Genomic DNA, 15,608 nt, shown 5'->3' with positions numbered 1-15,608 from the left:
GTTCATAGATCTGAACTTTATCATCATAACTCAATTTCATAATAAAACACCCCAAAAGTTAGATTTTTTCTGTCTAACTTTTGGGGTGCAGTACAAAATGAGCCGTCTTTTTTCTATTATTCGTCAAATATAAATATTATTTTTGGGATTAGATACCTTAGATTTGAATAAGAGAAGATAATCTTAGTTTTATCTGGCAATATAACTAGACCGTAACTCCTTAACTTATTTATCTTCCTCTCTTTCCATTCTGCGTTTTTCTTCGTGCTTATCCAGACTTTTCGAAAAGAATTGCTCGGTTAAATCTGTTAGCCAATCTGCAAAACGCTCGCCTGCGAATTGAATAGCGATAAGAATTCCAGTTACTACAATAAAAACCAAAATCAAGTAATTATCCAAATTAGCCATTGTAATTATTTTCTCCTTGTTTTCTTGCTTCTACTAAAATATCTTTAAAATCGTCATCTTGCCAAAGTGTGAAAAAAGTAATTCCACCAACCACAACAGAGACCATCACACCTGTAAGGCTACTTCCACGCTTTTTCGAAACCAGTTTGTTTATCTCTTTGCCTGCGGATTTAAATAGTCCAGCTGAGAGATACGAATCAGGTTTAAATACGGAACCTGCTGTATAGCTTTGCCCGTAATAAAGTACCGAACCATTATCTCTAAATCCATAAAATAGAAACCCAATGATAGCTATTGTTATAATTGCCAACCGAATTTTAATGCTATTTTTCATATTAATCTACCTTTTACATTACTCGTAATCAATACCTTTTCTTGTAATTGCAACGACCTTTCCTTTACTAAGAAAAACAATCACTGACTTACCGTCTTTTAATTTGTAAACGTAGTAGTCTGTAATGATACCATTTATTCCCACAGTCCAATTTGATTTCTGAGACAGGATTGATTCACTACTAGATAAGTCCATTTTTAGTAGTTTTTCATATAGCTGGGTAACATCACTAAGAGAAGAGGACTTCTCGTGGGGTGCTCCAACCGCCTTAAGCAAGTCTTTTTCGGTTAGCTCATTCTGAATACTTGGAAAATTCGATAAAACTAAATCCTTTCTCTTATTTGCGCAAGAAACAAGTAACAGAATCATCACTAAACATGTAATCACCATTCCTAATTTTTTCATCATTATTCTACCTTTTTAAATTCAAACTTTAACGAATTTTCTCCAATCATAAAACCATTCTGGTTATCAGAATTATCATTTAATGGCTTATTTTCAAAATATAAAGTCTTTTGGTCATCGGACAGGGTTGCAATTCCGGAAATATTTTTTCCTTCAATTACAATTTTGTCGCCTTTTTGATGCCATTTGGCGGAGAAAGTTTCGCCGTTGTCCATTGTTAAAGTTCCGTCCTTTTTTATCTCCATAGTAGCATTCCATCCAGTGAATATATTTAGAGATAATTGAAGCAAGGTCGGCTTGTCCAGTTGCTTTACCTGCGATTTTTGCTCCATCTTCTCTAACACTTCCTTGGTCGAAGATATCGGTTTTCCATTTACCTGTGAAGTTCTTAGGGGAACTACAACCTAAAAGCATAATACATGACAGTAAAATTATAAATGAGAAAAATAACCTTCTCTTCATCGATACTCTTTCTAATAAATTACCAATATCTATCAAAGGCACTAAGAATATAGCTAAGGTCTTTGGATTGTTCTTTAATCTTCCCACCAACGACTAATTGATATTCAATTCCACCAAGAAAACCTCCTGAGCTTTCAATAACCTCAACCAATTCACCACGAACTACTTTTTGATTTAAACGAGTACTCATTTTAAACCTCTTTCTATTCTATCTTGAACTATATTGCATAATTCGTTCTACAATGGCGTCACGGCGTTTAATGCTTTCAGACATTTTTATCGCACCATTAAGACCATACCACATTTTCGAAAATCCAGAATCACCTAAAGCAATGAGCTGAAGTCCACATTCATTCTCAAGTTGGTAAACATAAACCTGAACTGCATAAAATTGCGGAGAGAATAAGCCAGCTTTACCTTTAATGGCGATTTCTATATCAGCTCTATCATCAAAATCAGCTAATGCCCCCGAACTACTCTGAATAGCTTCTGGGGTTGTTTTCCACTCGGCACAAATTTCTTGAAGAATCACGCCAATATCAGAAACCGAAAGTTTGGTTGTTACCTCAACTAAGTCGGCTTTTAAGTCGTTAAGTCCCATAAAGAACCTCCATTTTTTATTTTTCACTCAAAAAATCCCTGCTACAATAGGGGTTGAGCTTGTTTTAGTTAACGGTCGTCAACTAAAACAATGAAAAAATAAAAATGCCAATTCAACAAGGTAACTAAAACCTTATTAAATCAGCATTTTAAATATTTTTATTGATAACTTTGATTGTTTTAACAAACGACCGTTTGCTAAAACTGTTGATAGGTTTAATGTACTATTTTTCTAAGGATTTGTCAATCAATTATAGGTGATTTCTTCTATTTATTTGAATACCATTGCGCTTCAGTACATTATAAATAGTTGCGGTGGAAATGTTCAGCTGATTCGCAATATTTCGAACGGACATTTCTTTTTGCTGGTATTGTGCAATAATTTGCTTTTCTTTATCTTTCGCTATTCCTTTGTTGCCAAGTTTCACGCCTTTTTCTTTCGCTTTACGGAGTCCGTCTTTAGTACGTTCAGAAATCGCTTGAAGCTCCCATTCTGCCACATAGCCCAACATCAAACAAAAGAACTTTCCAGTTAAAGAATCTGTTTCAATATTTTCATGAATAGATTGAAGATGAATACCATGTTTGGTTAAATCTTCAATAATAGCAGAGAGGTGAAGCATCTTTCTTGTAAGCCTATCCAATTTATATACGACAAAATTTGTTTTAACGCCTTGTTTAGCATAATTTTTGGCTAATTTTAACGCCTTCTCAAGCTTCGGTCGCTCTTGATTTCCACCAGAATCTTTTTCAATATAGAGTTTGTCGCAAAAACCGAGTGCTTCTTTTTGAACGGATAAGCCCAACTCTTGGCGGTTATCTGTTGAGCTAACGCGAGCATATCCGATAGTTATGGTTTTGATATTTTCTAATTTGTTCTTGTGATGATTTGTCAAAATTTCTCCTTTCTTTACTATTGTAGCAGGTACTTATATTTTAGAGAAAAATTAACGAAATAAAAAAGACCCACTAGGGTGGGGCTTGGGGGGTTACAATGTGGTAGAATTGCCATTTTAGTCAGTTCCTTTGTTCTGTAATGTGCGAGAGACAGTCAACAAAAAAACGTATTCATTTGTTGTTGCGCCATTATTAATCAGGTCAAATACTTCAAATTGTTCTTCCCATTGCTTTATATAATAGCTAAAAGTGTTTGCTCTTTCAAAGAATAAAACTTCTCCTGTTAATGTTGACCCAGAGAAATATTTTACTATAGATTACACCTCGATAAATAGTAAAATAAGAAATCTTTTGAAAAATCTCCTACTTCTTTGTATAATATTACTGTAAATAAAAATTATTCTATTTCAGGGTTCTTGTTTGACTATTTTCCAATTTCGCCACAATTTATTTCACAATAATTTATGGAGGAATCAAATATGCCAAAAGATAATAAAAAAATTTTTGCCTATGTTTATACTGGTTTTAATATAATTTGTTTACCTTTTAATTTAGTTAACGCTCCAAATGTTATTCATGATAGTATAAATAAGTTAGAAGCGTATAAAATAGCAATCGTTCCCAAAGAAGTCAAAGAATTTGGAGATACTCTTGCAGGAAATCCAGATAAAGTGATTGAAGAACTTAAAAGTATTACACAAGATAACAATGATTTAAGTAACAATATTTCAAAAGATTTATCTGAGACAAAGCATGAGATTGAAAATATAAAAGCAATACAAACTAACCAAAATCAAAACTCATCACCTAAAGAGCCAAATCCTCAAGACATTGTTAATGTTACCGTTATTGATGTTTGCACGGGAGAAAAGCAACAAGTGAAAATGACTTATGCAGAATACCTTGGTCGCATTCAACATTAAGCAGCATATTTCTTAGAGAAAAAATAGATAGTATAACAAAAGCGAAAAATAAAAAGCACCACTCAGAATGGTGCTAAATAGAAAAGAACCTAAACAATAGAATAACGAAATATTTATATGAAACTGCAAGTCCCTATCTCATCCCCTTGAGCTATACTTGCAGTTTTTTGTTGTCTTCTACTGAATAACTTTAACATTATACACCAAAAGTTCTATTCTGTCAATAATTTTCTGAATTTTCTTTATTTTAACAGATTCTTCACCTCCCCAAACCCCTTCAAACTCCCCAGCTCGTCAATCGCCTCAACATCATATAAGCCGACCTGCACAGGCGTTTCTGATAATTCCTTTCGAAAATGTTGACCCAACTTTACCAAAAATTCTGGGTTATATCCAGTCTCCAATAATTCCAACAAAGTTTTCGCCGTTTGGGTTAGGTGGAAGGCGTGGTAGTTAAAAACGTAGTCTTCGGCTTTAGTGGTAAAAACCAGCACTCTCTCATCGGTTTGAAAGCCTGCCAACTCGCCTTGTTCCACCAAAACCTCATGTCGTCCACCACCCAAAAGCAAGCCAGCTTCAAGGAGCTTCGCAATCTCCAACGCCTTGACGCCAAAAGTTTCATATAACTCAAAAAAATCCTCGTGCGAAATCAGCTGGTGGTCTTCGACATACTCACCCGATAATTCATCAAAGGAATTGTCATAAAAAGTCAGCGGTGCTATTTTTCGAAAAAGTGTGATATCTTCTTGGCTCAATAAATTAAGGGCTTGAACCGTTCGAGGGTTGGGGTCGCTGGTGTTTGTGACGAGGTCTTCAAACAGAAAATTCGAAACTGCTTGCTCTTTTTGAAATTCCAGCGAATGGTAGCTGACCTGATTATCTTTAGCATTGGCAAGGGCGTAATAGAGACATTCCGCCAAAAAGAGATAAGGTCGAGTTTGGTAATGCTGTTCGAAAGAGTATTTCAGACCACTGTAAATATCTTTGGGAAAGTTAGCGGAAGTTTCCAAAAGCTGGTAAATTTTTTCAATCGTGCCGTGGAGTTCAAACTTGCTTTCACGGTAGTTTTCGTTTTTCAGGCGTTTTTCTACCGTAAACAAGTAACTTGCAACATCTCCCCTTATCTCATCGTCTTTAATGAAATAATATAGAGTTCGACCTTGATTTGCTCCGCTATAAAGCTTGTTAAAGCTGGTATCGGCAATGTTTCCCAACGCATCCTCATACAGTGCCTTAGTGATACCTACGGCAACCTTTTTCGGCACAGCCCAGTTCTTGGACTTGGAATGGTTGAAGATAATAGAGAGTAGTTTCGAAAATGTGAACATAGGCGACCTTGCAAATGGCATTTTTTTGGCATTAAAATGGAACAAAATAGCCTTTGTGTGGGGCTATAATAGAACCATCAGTTAGCTAACAACATTATACCACACCTGAGCTCAGGCGTGGTATAGAAAGGAGGGCTTGTTTATTGGCTAATAACTGTGACACACACTTCATCAAAGAATAAAGGAGAAATCTCATGAATCATATTCAAAAATCGACCTCAAAAGTAGAACTTTCTCAACTTGTTAGCCCCTATCAGTTAGAAGTGGCTAAAACACTGAGTGAAGCGATGGCAGATAATCAAGCCTTGGAGCTTCTCGCTAGCGATATTTTATATAAAGTGGGCAATCTGGCACTCACGCAGGCAGAAATACTCAAAAATACGCCAGAAGCTAAAGCATATACAGATTATATTCTCAAAGCGTTCACATATTACGCTACTGAAAAGATGAAATGAGGTAGCTTTATGATGGACTACTTTATAGCTTTTATAATTATCGTCGTTACCATATTTCTTTGGAATTGGTTAGAAAAACCCAAACAAGCAAATGAAAAATACTGTAGCGAAGAAGAAATTGCCCTGGCAGAATTTCTGGAAAAACGACAAGAAATCAATGAACTTTTCTTGGTTGCAAAATCCGAATTGAGAAAATTCGAAAGAAAATAAAAGCCTTGATTGGACTAGACAAATGGTCAAAATATGTTGAAATATACTACTGTTTCATTGCTTAAAATTCATTCCAATCGCTCTAAAAACTGAAGACAGTGAAATTTAACTTTTTATCAATTTTCTTGTATAAATGAAGGCAGAAAGGAGACCAGCTATGAGAAAACTAATGGCATATATTCTTGGACTTGTTGCCTGTGCTTGGCTTATTAACTGGGCGGTGAAACTAATTCTGGCAGTTTGGTGGTTCTTAGTTTTAGCGACTGTGGTTGTTTTCATTGGCTGGTTCGTCTTTCGGATTATCAAATCTAAAGAATGGAGGTAGAGATGAAAAGAAAATTCGAAGCGCTATCTTGGAGCGAGTGGAACTGGCAACGTCCGTTTTCTGAAGAAGACGTCAAAAGTTTGCTTGGTCAGCTGGTCGGTCTAACTCGACGTAAAAGCATTGTTTTTGAAATCCGATTATCTAAGAATCGCGTGCGCTATCTGTTAGGAACAGAAGAACAAGACAAGCGACATATCAGCCAACTAATTCAATCACACCGAGCTATTCAGTTTTCAAGAGCATCAAAGCGTGAAAAACTTTCGGTTGCACGGTTAGTGAATATCAAAGAATCTCACTATGCTTTAAAAACGGATTCTGTAGAAAATATGATACGTTCAAGCCTTACAATTTCAAAAATACTTCAGCCAGATGAAATAGTAGTTATTCAGTTGGTTATTGGTGCAGGCTCACCGCCTCGCCCTCAACCAAAAGATTTGCCGAATTTATCCGCTAAATGGTATCAAGTGATTACAAATAATGTTCCTGAGCTTTCCGAAAATTCTAAAAAGCTGATGAAACAAAAATTAAACCAATCTACTTTTAAATGTGAAATTCGCCTTGGTGTCCAATCTCGCAGTATTTTGCGAACAAAGGAATTTTTTTACAGCCTACTTAGTAGTTTTCGTATGATGGAATCAAATGCAACCATTGAATTAAAACCACTAGCTATCCAAAAACTCAATCAAGCACAACCTTCCTGGTCTTTTCCATATAGTTTATCTGTCTCAGACTTAGCTTGTTTCATGCTTTTACCTATTGGGGAAGAAAATATTTCAGGTGTGCCAAATGTTCACCCTAAATTAGTAGCGCTGCCTTTGGGCTACAATGCTAACCGAAAAACTCAGCGAAGTTTAGCGCAAACGGTTGAGAGTCAACCAAGACCAATTCAAATTTCAGCTCAAGCTGGCAAAAAGCATGCCGTTTTTCTCGGTTCAACAGGTTGTGGGAAAACCACCGCCATGAGTCACTTGATTTTATCAGATATACAATCTAAAAATCATAGCGTCGTTGTGGTGGATGCCAAAGGTCAACTTACTCATGAACTTTTAGAGCGCGCACCAACTGAACACGATGAAGATATTGTGGTGATTTCACCCACTTCAAAGCGAATTGTCGGTATAAATCCTTTTGAACTAACTAAATATGGTATTGAGCCAGAAGTTATTGCAGATTATCTACTGGAGCTATTTAAAGGACTTTATCCTGAACATTTTGGAATTTACTCACTGGATATTCTATCACACAGTTTTTTAACTTTGGCGCGCATTCCAAATACTTCTTTAGTGATGTTACCAAGTCTGCTGATTAATCAGTCCTTTCGAAATAAACTATTAAGAGAGTTAAAAGACCCAATCGGGCTGGAAAGTTTTTGGAACTGGTTTGAGCTACTCAGTGAAGCTCAACGTCACCAGATGTTAAACCCCATTTTGAATAAATTCCGACAGTTTTTGCTTCGTCCGCAACTTCGGGCAATGTTGGGGCAAACTAATCCAAATTTTAGTCTTGCAGAAATCTTCAAAAGCCGAAAAATAGTATTGATTCCGCTAAATAAAGCGATAATTGGTTCAGAATCTGCGAAGCTCATTGGTAGCCTAATCACTTCAATGCTCTGGATGCTAATTTTACGCCAGTCTTCGGTTGAGCCAAGTAAACGCCAATCGGTCTTTATCTATATCGATGAGACACCGAGTTTCTTAGGAATCCCTAACGCTAACTTAGATGAAGCACTTTCGCAATCTCGTCAGTTTAATGTTGGCTGGAATATTGGCTTCCAGCATCTCGCCCAGATGTCACCCCAGTTAAAAGCTGGAATTGAATCTAATGTTGCGAATAAAATTGTTTTTGGCTTAAATCTTGATGAAGCTCGCGAAATGGCAAAATATACTCTGGAGATTAATAAAGAAGATTTTTATAGCTTACCACCATTTTGGATATATATCAGAACAGAAATTTCACCAAACACCTATCGTTGGATTATTGGCAAAACCTACCCACCTAAGCCAAAAATTAGAGATATTCGGGCACCATTTTTGAATAGCTTGAGCCGATACGGACAAGATATTTCAGAAATTGAAAGTCAATTCGAAAACTACATTTTTGAAAAATCTGCTTCAAAAAATGAAAATTCTAACCAAAAATTAACAGATTTAGGGCGCAGAAAGTGTTCCAATCGCTCTTCGAATCGTGTTGATGAAGAAAATTCTTCAACCCCTGATAAATAAAGGTTTTCAGAATTTTTACTCACACGACTTACTCCGTAACTAAGCACATTTTACGGGAGCACACCTTTAAATTTTAATGGAGAACAAAACAGATGAAATGGAATTACAAAATAGATAATGATACGCAAATTCTTTACTTTTTAAGTCAAGCTAGATATGCGACTACCAACCAATTAGCAAGATTATTTTTTGCTAGTAGCGTGAGAGCTGACACCGCAATTCGCCGAACTAATTTTGCGCTTCAAAGTCTGAAAAAAGCTGGATTAGTTTCACACTTAAAACGGCGAATTGGTGGCATACGCCGTGGCTCTGCTTCTTATGTTTGGCAAATTACTTTTCAGGGACTAAAATTCCTTAAAAACCAAGATGAAACTGTTGTTTTGCGCTATAAAAATAAATACGAGCCAACTCAGCACCACGTTGAACATACTTTAGCAATTACGGAAATCTTTGTTGAGACACTAGAAACTGTTCGAGATTCAGAAAAGCTATCGCTTGAAACTTTTTCCTTTGAGCCGAACTCTTGGCGCAGCTACCAAAAACTTTCTGGTATAGGCAGAACTTTAAAGCCCGATGCTTATTTAGAGTTAGTTAATCACGATTACGAAGACTATTATTTTCTGGAAATAGACCGAAGCACTGAAAGTCTTGCACGCATTGTAAATACTTGTAAGAAATATATTGAATATTATCGGTCAGGTATTGAACAACGACAAAAGGAAGTTTTCCCCTATGTTTTGTGGGTTGTACCAGATGACAAGCGAAAGCTGGCGATTTCGAAAGCAATTCAAAAAGAACTATATAGCTTTTGGGAACTATTCACTGTAATAACACTTGAAGAATACCCAGATTATATCAAGGGAGGAATTTTGAATGAACCAGAAGAATCAAGATAGAGACTCAAAACAGGCTTCACGCACCGACGATGAAATTTGTCGAATTGGTCGAACGACTTACTTAATCCGTCACCGTTTTACTGGAAATCGCAATCTTGAAAATGTCCTAGAAAGGTTGATTTTAAGCGATAAATCACTACTTTAACAGTAGCAAAAATGGTATAATAGAAGTATAAGGTGTGTGAACTCCAAAAGGAGAAAAACACATGAACAGAACTTTGACAATTTCAGATTATAGACAAGTAGATACTTCAAAACTTTCAGATATTACAGTGGTTTATTGTCGCTTGAGTCAAGACGATGGACTGGACGGAGATAGTAACTCAATTATTAATCAGAAGAATATTCTTCTTGATGTGGTAGCGAGAGAAAAACTGCCAAATCCAGTTCTTTTCGTTGATGATGGTTTCAGTGGCACAAATTTTGACCGTCCAGCAATTTCAGAAGCTCTTAGATTGGTAGAAAATCGGCAAGTTTCGAACTTTATCGTTAAGGATTTAAGCCGTTTAGGTCGGTCTTATATCAAGGTTGGTCAACTAACGGAAATCACTTTTCCTAGCTTTGATGTTCGCTTTATCGCCCTAAATGATGGCGTAGATTCAAATAAGCCTAATGAAACTAACTCAATTTTCCTACCAATTAAGAGTTTAATGGACGAAATGTATGCGGCAGATACCAGCAAGAAGATTCGGGCGGTGGTTCAAGCTAAAGCCAAAGCTGGTGAGCGAGTGACTACTAACCCACCTTACGGCTATCTCAAAGATTCAAACAACCCTAAAAATTGGATTATTGACCCAGTTGCCAGCGAAGTTGTGAAACGGATTTTTCAAGAAGCGAAAAGCGGAAAAAGCTTTTCGGAGATTGCTAAAGGGTTAGAAAATGACAAAATTTTTAAACCAGACCGCCACCGAATCGAAATTGGTTTGAAGTCTATTTCTTCCAGCCCAAATGTGGAAACTCTGCCGTATTTTTGGACGCGAGAAACCCTAAGCGCTATCTTAGGGCGTGAAGAGTATCTTGGGCATACTGTCAATCTTCGAACTCGGACAAAATCTTACAAAGATAAGCGTAAGGTGGATAATCCAAAGGAAGGTTGGTTAATTTTCAAAAATACTCATGAAGCGATAATTGACCAAGAAACTTTTGATATTGTTCAGAAGATGAGGAGTCATAAGCGGTCTAATCAACGGTATAAAAATCGGGCTGGTCACGAAAACTTGTTTGCTGGATTAGTTTTTTGTGGAACTTGTGGGCGAAAACATTATTTTTGCCCACAAGAGAAAAACGGACTTAACCACGACCACTACAAGTGTTCTGGATATCGCAAGCCAATTGATGGTTGCGAAAATCCCCACTACATTCAAAAATCCGCCCTGATTGAGATTATAAGTGACAAGCTCCGCCAAACCATTCAGGAAGTCCACTTCAACCAAGAAGCCTTTTTGAAAAAGTTGGAGCAACAAAGTCAAGCTCAATTTAATAAAGACAACAAACATCAGCGCCAGCAACTCCAAAAAGATGAACACCGTTCTAAAGAGATTGACACCATTATTCAGAAGCTTTATGAAGATAATCTACTTGGTAAAATTTCAGATGAACGCTTTGTGAAGCTAAGTCAGAGCTATGAAGAAGAACAGAAACAACTTCAAACTTCCATTTCTGACTTAACCGAAAAACTCACCAAACAACAAGAAGATAGTTTGAATATCTCCAAGTTTATGGCAAGAATTTCCAAATATACAGAGCTACCAGAACTAACCGTTGAGATAGTGAATGAACTGATTGATAAAATTGTGATTCATAAACCAACTGGTACGAAACGTAATCGTATTATTCAGATTGATATTTACTATAATTTCATCGGAAAACTAAACAACGAAAAAAGCGAGCCAAACGACTTGGCTCGCTAATATTAACCCATTTAACTAAACTGCTATGTGTCAGGTCAGCATTTGGAGCTAACTTCTATCAATTATTTTTCTCTAGCATCTTCTCACGTCCTAGTTCTCGGTAACTACGGTCGCCGACAACTTCTACGCTAAACTGGCCGTCCTCATATTCAAGTATCGTCACGCTACCATTATCTAGACCATGCGGATGCATACCATTAATCAGATAAACAATGGTTCCGATGGTCATTCCGTGGCTGACGACAAGAGCATTGCCACCGCCTTGTTCTTCCATTTCTTTGGCAATCGCTTCAAATCCTTCCTTGATTCGGCCACTAAGTTTTTCCCATCCTTCAGCCCAACCAGCTGTATCAACCTCTACCAAGCCCTCAGCTAGTTCAGCATAAGACAATTGGTGAACGTGGTCCACATTAAAGATACGAGGAATAATGCCCATGAAAAGATCACCATCATAAGCTCCGTCAAAACTACCGAAACACCATTCTCTGATACGCTTGTCCATGCGATAAGGGATTTTTCCCTGCAAGCCAAGTTCATCAAGGATAATTCCCATTGTCTGAATGGTGCGCCCAGAATCACTCGAATAAGCACGCTCAAACTGTAGACCAGATTCGCGCAAACCGATTCCTAATTCTTGAATCCCTCGTTCACCTTCAGCTGTTAAGGGAGTATCGCTCCAACCTTGCGCGCGACCAATCGTGTTAAACATAGTCTTGCCATGACGTACCAAATACAATCGTACTTTTACCATTTTCCGTCCTCCGTTTGCTTCTATTATATCATGGATGATAAAACAAAAGCCACCCAGACAGGCGACTTTTGCAGGAGATTATTATGAAAAAGTTTAGGAGTTCTATTAAATAAAGATATTAGATGAAAATCAAATTCAAACTAAATACTTGTTATCTGTTTCAAATAATATTAGGAGGTCTTTATTTAATGATTATAGTATACACAGCTAACCTTAAATAGAACTTAAAATTTCTCCTATTTTCTTAATTTTTAAAACTATGAATTGGTGCTGGGATTTGTCCTCCACGAGAGATAAAATCAACAGACGAAGCCCCATTGACCTTCATAACTGGTGCAGTTCCTAACAGGCCACCAAACTCAATCATATCGCCTTCTTTTCCTTTTGGAATGATACGAACAGCCGTTGTTTTCATGTTAATGACACCAATTGCAGCTTCATCTGCAATCATAGCCGCAATGGTTTCAGCAGGTGTATCCTCCGGAATGGCAATCATATCCAAACCAACGGAACAGATAGCCGTCATAGCTTCTAGTTTTTCCAGATTAAGAGAGCCATTTTGCACTGCAGCAATCATTCCTTCATCCTCTGAAACAGGGATAAAGGCACCAGACAAACCACCGACTTGGTTACAGGCCATCACTCCGCCTTTCTTAACTTGGTCGTTCAAGAGAGCCAAGGCAGCCGTCGTTCCGTGCGTTCCAACTGTTTCTAGTCCCATCTCCTCAAGAACGCGTGCCACAGAGTCACCAACCGCAGGGGTTGGTGCCAAACTCAAGTCCACAATACCAAACTCCACACCCAGTTTCTCACTGGCCATTTGACCAACCAATTGACCGATACGAGTGATTTTAAAGGCAGTTTTCTTAACTGTTTCGGCTACTACATCAAAGCTCTGTCCACGAACTTTTTCCAAGGCACGTTTCACCACACCAGGACCAGAAACTCCGACATTGATGATAACATCTGCTTCCCCAACACCATGGAAGGCACCCGCCATAAATGGATTGTCCTCAACAGCATTAGCGAATACAACCAACTTGGCCGCTCCCATATCTGATAGATTAGCCGTTTCCTTGATAACACGTCCCATATCTGCCACAGCCGTCATATTAATACCAGACTTGGTTGAGCCGATATTGATTGACGAGCAGACCTTGTCCGTTTCAGCCAAGGCGCGAGGAATAGAATTGATGAGAATCTCATCTCCCTTTTGATACCCCTTTTGTACCAAGGCAGAGAAGCCACCGATAAAGTCCACACCAATCTCTTTCGCAGCCTTATCAAGAGCTTTTGCCAGAACCACATAGTCTGTCGCATCTGTCGCAGCCCCAATCAAAGAGATAGGAGTCACCGATACACGCTTATTAACGATTGGAATCCCCAACTCAGCCGCAATTTCATCGCCAACAGCTACTAAATTAGCTGCCTTGCTCGTAATCTTTTGATAAATTTTCTCCGCAGCACGATTGATATCTGGATCAATACAGTCCAAAAGAGAAATCCCCATGGTAATGGTTCTGATATCGAAGTTTTGCTCCTCAATCATGGCAATGGTTTCAGTAACTTGTCTAATATCCATGTGCACCTCCTAGATATTATACATAGCGTCGAAAATCGCTGCACTCTGAATATTGATTTTCACATTCAAAGTTTGCCCAAAAGTTTCAAACTCATTTCGCAGATAAGTAAAATCCTGCTTTTCATCACTTGAGACGACAGCCATCATCGTAAAATATTCATCCAAAACAGTTTGAGAGATATCGTCAATATTCAATCCTAATTCTGCAATTTTGCCAGAAACACCTGCAACAATTCCAGATTTATCTTTACCAACAACAGTTATAATCGCTTTCATAAGCAAACTCCACTTCTTCTTTTAATAGGAAACCTGAACATTAAACAGGATTCTTTTCAAATAGTATAGCATAATTCTAACTAAAAAGGCTCTATAATATTTGTAGTGGGTAAATCCCCTATGGATATTATGGAGCCTATTTTGTTGTAGAAAAAAAGTCCCATATCATCTATAATGAAAAGCGACCAAACTATCATTAGAAAGAATCATATGGAACAATTACATTTTATCACAAAACTACTCGACATTAAAGACCCCAATATCCAAATTATGAATGTTATTAATAGGGACACACATAAAGAAATCATTGCTAAATTGGACTACGATGCCCCATCTTGCCCTGATTGCAGAAGTCAAATGAAGAAATATGACTTTCAAAAGACTTCTAAAATTCCTTACCTCGAAACGACTGGGATGCCTACTAGAATTCTTCTGAAAAAGCGCCGTTTTAAGTGCTATCAGTGCTCTAAAATGATGGTCGCTGAGACTTCTCTAGTAAAGAAAAATCATCAAATCCCTCGTATCATCAACCAAAAAATTGCGCAAAAGTTGATTGAAAAGACTTCTATGACCGATATTGCTCATCAGCTGGCCATTTCAACTTCAACTGTCATTCGAAAGCTCAATGACTTTCACTTTAAACATGATTTTTCTCGCCTTCCACAGATTATGTCCTGGGACGAGTATTCCTTCACTAAGGGAAAGATGAGTTTCATTGCGCAAGATTTTGATAATCTTAATATCATCACTGTTCTTGAGGGACGAACACAAGCTATTATCCGAAATCACTTTCTTAAATATGATAGGGCAGTCCGATGTCGAGTGAAAATCATTACTATGGATATGTTTAGTCCCTACTATGACTTGGCTAGAAAACTTTTTCCGTGTGCTAAAATCGTTCTAGATCGTTTCCATATTGTACAACATCTAAGCCGTGCTATGAGTCGTGTGCGTGTCCAAATCATGAATCAGTTTGAACGAAAATCTCATGAATACAAGGCTATCAAACGCTACTGGAAACTAATCCAACAGGATAGTCGTAAACTTAGCGATAAACGTTTTTATCGTCCTACTTTTCGCATGCACTTAACCAATAAAGAAATTCTAGACAAGCTTTTGTGCTATTCAGAGAACTTGAAACACCACTATCATATCTATCAACTCTTGCTGTTTCACTTTCAGGACAAGAAGCCTGACAAATTTTTCGGACTCATTGAGGACAATCTGCAGCAGGTTCATCCTCTTTTTCAGACTGTCTTTAAAACCTTCCTCAAAGATAAAGAGAAGATTGTCAATGCCCTTCAACTACCCTATTCAAACGCCAAATTAGAAGCGACCAATAATCTCATCAAACTTATCAAACGAAATCCCTTTGGTTTTCGAAACTTTGAAAACTTCAAAAAAAGGATTTTTATCGCTCTGAACATCAAAAAAGAAAGGACGAATTTTGTCCTTTCTCGAGCTTAGCTTTTCTTCAACCCACTACAGTTGTTAAGTATAAAAAGGTACCATAGGTACCCAGATAATCAATCGGGAAGACAGGATTCGAACCTGCGACACCTTGGTCCCAAACCAAGTACTCTACCAAGCTGAGCTACTTCCCGAGTTAAATAGAAAAATGCAC

General features: G+C 37.5%; 20 protein-coding genes and 1 tRNA gene. 9 read left to right on the top strand and 12 right to left on the bottom strand.

All coding sequences use genetic code 11. From position 1 onward, the window contains the following. Positions 1-225: 225 nt before the first annotated feature. The 7 genes from B7692_RS05905 to B7692_RS05880 all read right to left on the bottom strand — a co-directional run bounded on the left by B7692_RS05905 (position 226) and on the right by B7692_RS05880 (position 3,105). Positions 226-408, bottom strand: coding sequence for a hypothetical protein (locus tag B7692_RS05905; RefSeq protein WP_001284807.1), 183 nt, complete (start codon positions 406-408; stop codon positions 226-228). After that, positions 401-742 carry a hypothetical protein gene (locus B7692_RS05900; protein ID WP_084930207.1) on the bottom strand — a complete coding sequence of 114 codons (342 nt, stop codon included), beginning with the start codon at positions 740-742 and terminating at the stop codon, positions 401-403. Before B7692_RS05900 ends, B7692_RS05905 begins: the two co-directional genes overlap by 8 nt. An 18-nt stretch (positions 743-760) precedes the next feature. Then, on the bottom strand, positions 761-1,150 hold the full coding sequence (locus tag B7692_RS05895) for a hypothetical protein (RefSeq protein WP_084930206.1): 390 nt from the start codon (positions 1,148-1,150) through the stop codon (positions 761-763). Next, positions 1,150-1,479: a hypothetical protein gene (locus tag B7692_RS05890; protein ID WP_239822378.1), complete on the bottom strand. Its 330-nt coding sequence runs from the start codon at positions 1,477-1,479 to the stop codon at positions 1,150-1,152. The genes B7692_RS05895 and B7692_RS05890 overlap by 1 nt, the downstream gene beginning before the upstream one ends. Positions 1,480-1,628: 149 nt before the next feature. After that, positions 1,629-1,799 carry a hypothetical protein gene (locus B7692_RS11125; protein ID WP_192855482.1) on the bottom strand — a complete coding sequence of 57 codons (171 nt, stop codon included), beginning with the start codon at positions 1,797-1,799 and terminating at the stop codon, positions 1,629-1,631. 18 nt (positions 1,800-1,817) lie between these two features. Next, positions 1,818-2,210, bottom strand: coding sequence for a hypothetical protein (locus B7692_RS05885; protein ID WP_084930205.1), 393 nt, complete (start codon positions 2,208-2,210; stop codon positions 1,818-1,820). Between the two features lie 250 nt (positions 2,211-2,460). Further along, complete coding sequence (locus B7692_RS05880) at positions 2,461-3,105, bottom strand: recombinase family protein (protein ID WP_084930204.1); 645 nt, start codon at positions 3,103-3,105, stop codon at positions 2,461-2,463. 480 nt (positions 3,106-3,585) lie between these two features. On the opposite strand from B7692_RS05880, the gene B7692_RS05875 reads away from it, so the two are divergent. Continuing rightward, positions 3,586-4,029, top strand: a complete 444-nt coding sequence (locus B7692_RS05875; protein WP_084930203.1) for a hypothetical protein — start codon at positions 3,586-3,588, stop codon at positions 4,027-4,029. A 242-nt stretch (positions 4,030-4,271) separates the two neighbouring features. On the opposite strand, the gene B7692_RS05870 is transcribed toward B7692_RS05875, so the two are convergent. Next, the gene (locus B7692_RS05870) at positions 4,272-5,357 is read right to left on the bottom strand and encodes a hypothetical protein (RefSeq protein WP_142360033.1); all 1,086 of its coding nucleotides are present in this window, start codon (positions 5,355-5,357) and stop codon (positions 4,272-4,274) included. Positions 5,358-5,551: 194 nt separating this feature from the next. On the opposite strand from B7692_RS05870, the gene B7692_RS05865 reads away from it, so the two are divergent. From B7692_RS05865 to B7692_RS05845, 7 genes are all read left to right on the top strand, one after another. Next, positions 5,552-5,812 (top strand): hypothetical protein, encoded by a 261-nt coding sequence (locus B7692_RS05865; RefSeq protein ID WP_084930201.1) that lies wholly within the window; start codon positions 5,552-5,554, stop codon positions 5,810-5,812. Positions 5,813-5,821: 9 nt separating this feature from the next. After that, positions 5,822-6,022, top strand: coding sequence for a hypothetical protein (locus tag B7692_RS05860; RefSeq protein ID WP_084930200.1), 201 nt, complete (start codon positions 5,822-5,824; stop codon positions 6,020-6,022). Positions 6,023-6,179: 157 nt separating this feature from the next. Continuing rightward, complete coding sequence (locus B7692_RS11120; protein ID WP_192855481.1) at positions 6,180-6,347, top strand: hypothetical protein; 168 nt, start codon at positions 6,180-6,182, stop codon at positions 6,345-6,347. A 2-nt stretch (positions 6,348-6,349) separates the two neighbouring features. Then, the gene (locus B7692_RS05855; protein WP_084930199.1) at positions 6,350-8,569 is read left to right on the top strand and encodes a type IV secretory system conjugative DNA transfer family protein; all 2,220 of its coding nucleotides are present in this window, start codon (positions 6,350-6,352) and stop codon (positions 8,567-8,569) included. A 92-nt stretch (positions 8,570-8,661) separates the two neighbouring features. Continuing rightward, positions 8,662-9,465: a replication-relaxation family protein gene (locus B7692_RS05850; protein WP_084930198.1), complete on the top strand. Its 804-nt coding sequence runs from the start codon at positions 8,662-8,664 to the stop codon at positions 9,463-9,465. Beyond that, positions 9,443-9,610, top strand: coding sequence for a hypothetical protein (locus tag B7692_RS11115; RefSeq protein ID WP_192855480.1), 168 nt, complete (start codon positions 9,443-9,445; stop codon positions 9,608-9,610). Before B7692_RS05850 ends, B7692_RS11115 begins: the two co-directional genes overlap by 23 nt. Positions 9,611-9,671: 61 nt before the next feature. After that, positions 9,672-11,375, top strand: a complete 1,704-nt coding sequence (locus B7692_RS05845) for a recombinase family protein (protein ID WP_084930197.1) — start codon at positions 9,672-9,674, stop codon at positions 11,373-11,375. A gap of 58 nt (positions 11,376-11,433) precedes the next feature. On the opposite strand, the gene B7692_RS05840 is transcribed toward B7692_RS05845, so the two are convergent. The 3 genes from B7692_RS05840 to B7692_RS05830 form a co-directional block, all read right to left on the bottom strand. Next, a complete protein-coding gene (locus tag B7692_RS05840; RefSeq protein WP_084930196.1) occupies positions 11,434-12,126 on the bottom strand; it encodes a histidine phosphatase family protein in 693 nt (230 codons plus the stop codon). 244 nt (positions 12,127-12,370) lie between these two features. After that, a complete protein-coding gene (locus tag B7692_RS05835; RefSeq protein ID WP_084930195.1) occupies positions 12,371-13,708 on the bottom strand; it encodes a PFL family protein in 1,338 nt (445 codons plus the stop codon). Between the two features lie 9 nt (positions 13,709-13,717). Further along, on the bottom strand, positions 13,718-13,984 hold the full coding sequence (locus tag B7692_RS05830) for an ACT domain-containing protein (RefSeq protein WP_045612362.1): 267 nt from the start codon (positions 13,982-13,984) through the stop codon (positions 13,718-13,720). 210 nt (positions 13,985-14,194) lie between these two features. Between B7692_RS05830 and B7692_RS05825 the strand changes: the two genes are divergently transcribed. Next, entirely contained in the window at positions 14,195-15,451 is a 1,257-nt protein-coding gene (locus B7692_RS05825; protein ID WP_084930194.1) for an ISL3 family transposase, read from the top strand. Between the two features lie 63 nt (positions 15,452-15,514). Here B7692_RS05825 and B7692_RS05820 read toward each other — a convergent pair. Next, positions 15,515-15,588 (bottom strand) — tRNA-Pro (locus B7692_RS05820). Between the last annotated feature and the right edge of the window lie 20 nt (positions 15,589-15,608).

Origin of the sequence: Streptococcus mitis (assembly GCF_002096925.1) — a bacterium.
GTDB classification, from domain to species: domain Bacteria; phylum Bacillota; class Bacilli; order Lactobacillales; family Streptococcaceae; genus Streptococcus; species Streptococcus mitis_AF.
Note: the sequence above shows the minus strand (reverse complement) of the source record. Positions and strands in the feature narration are given on the sequence as shown.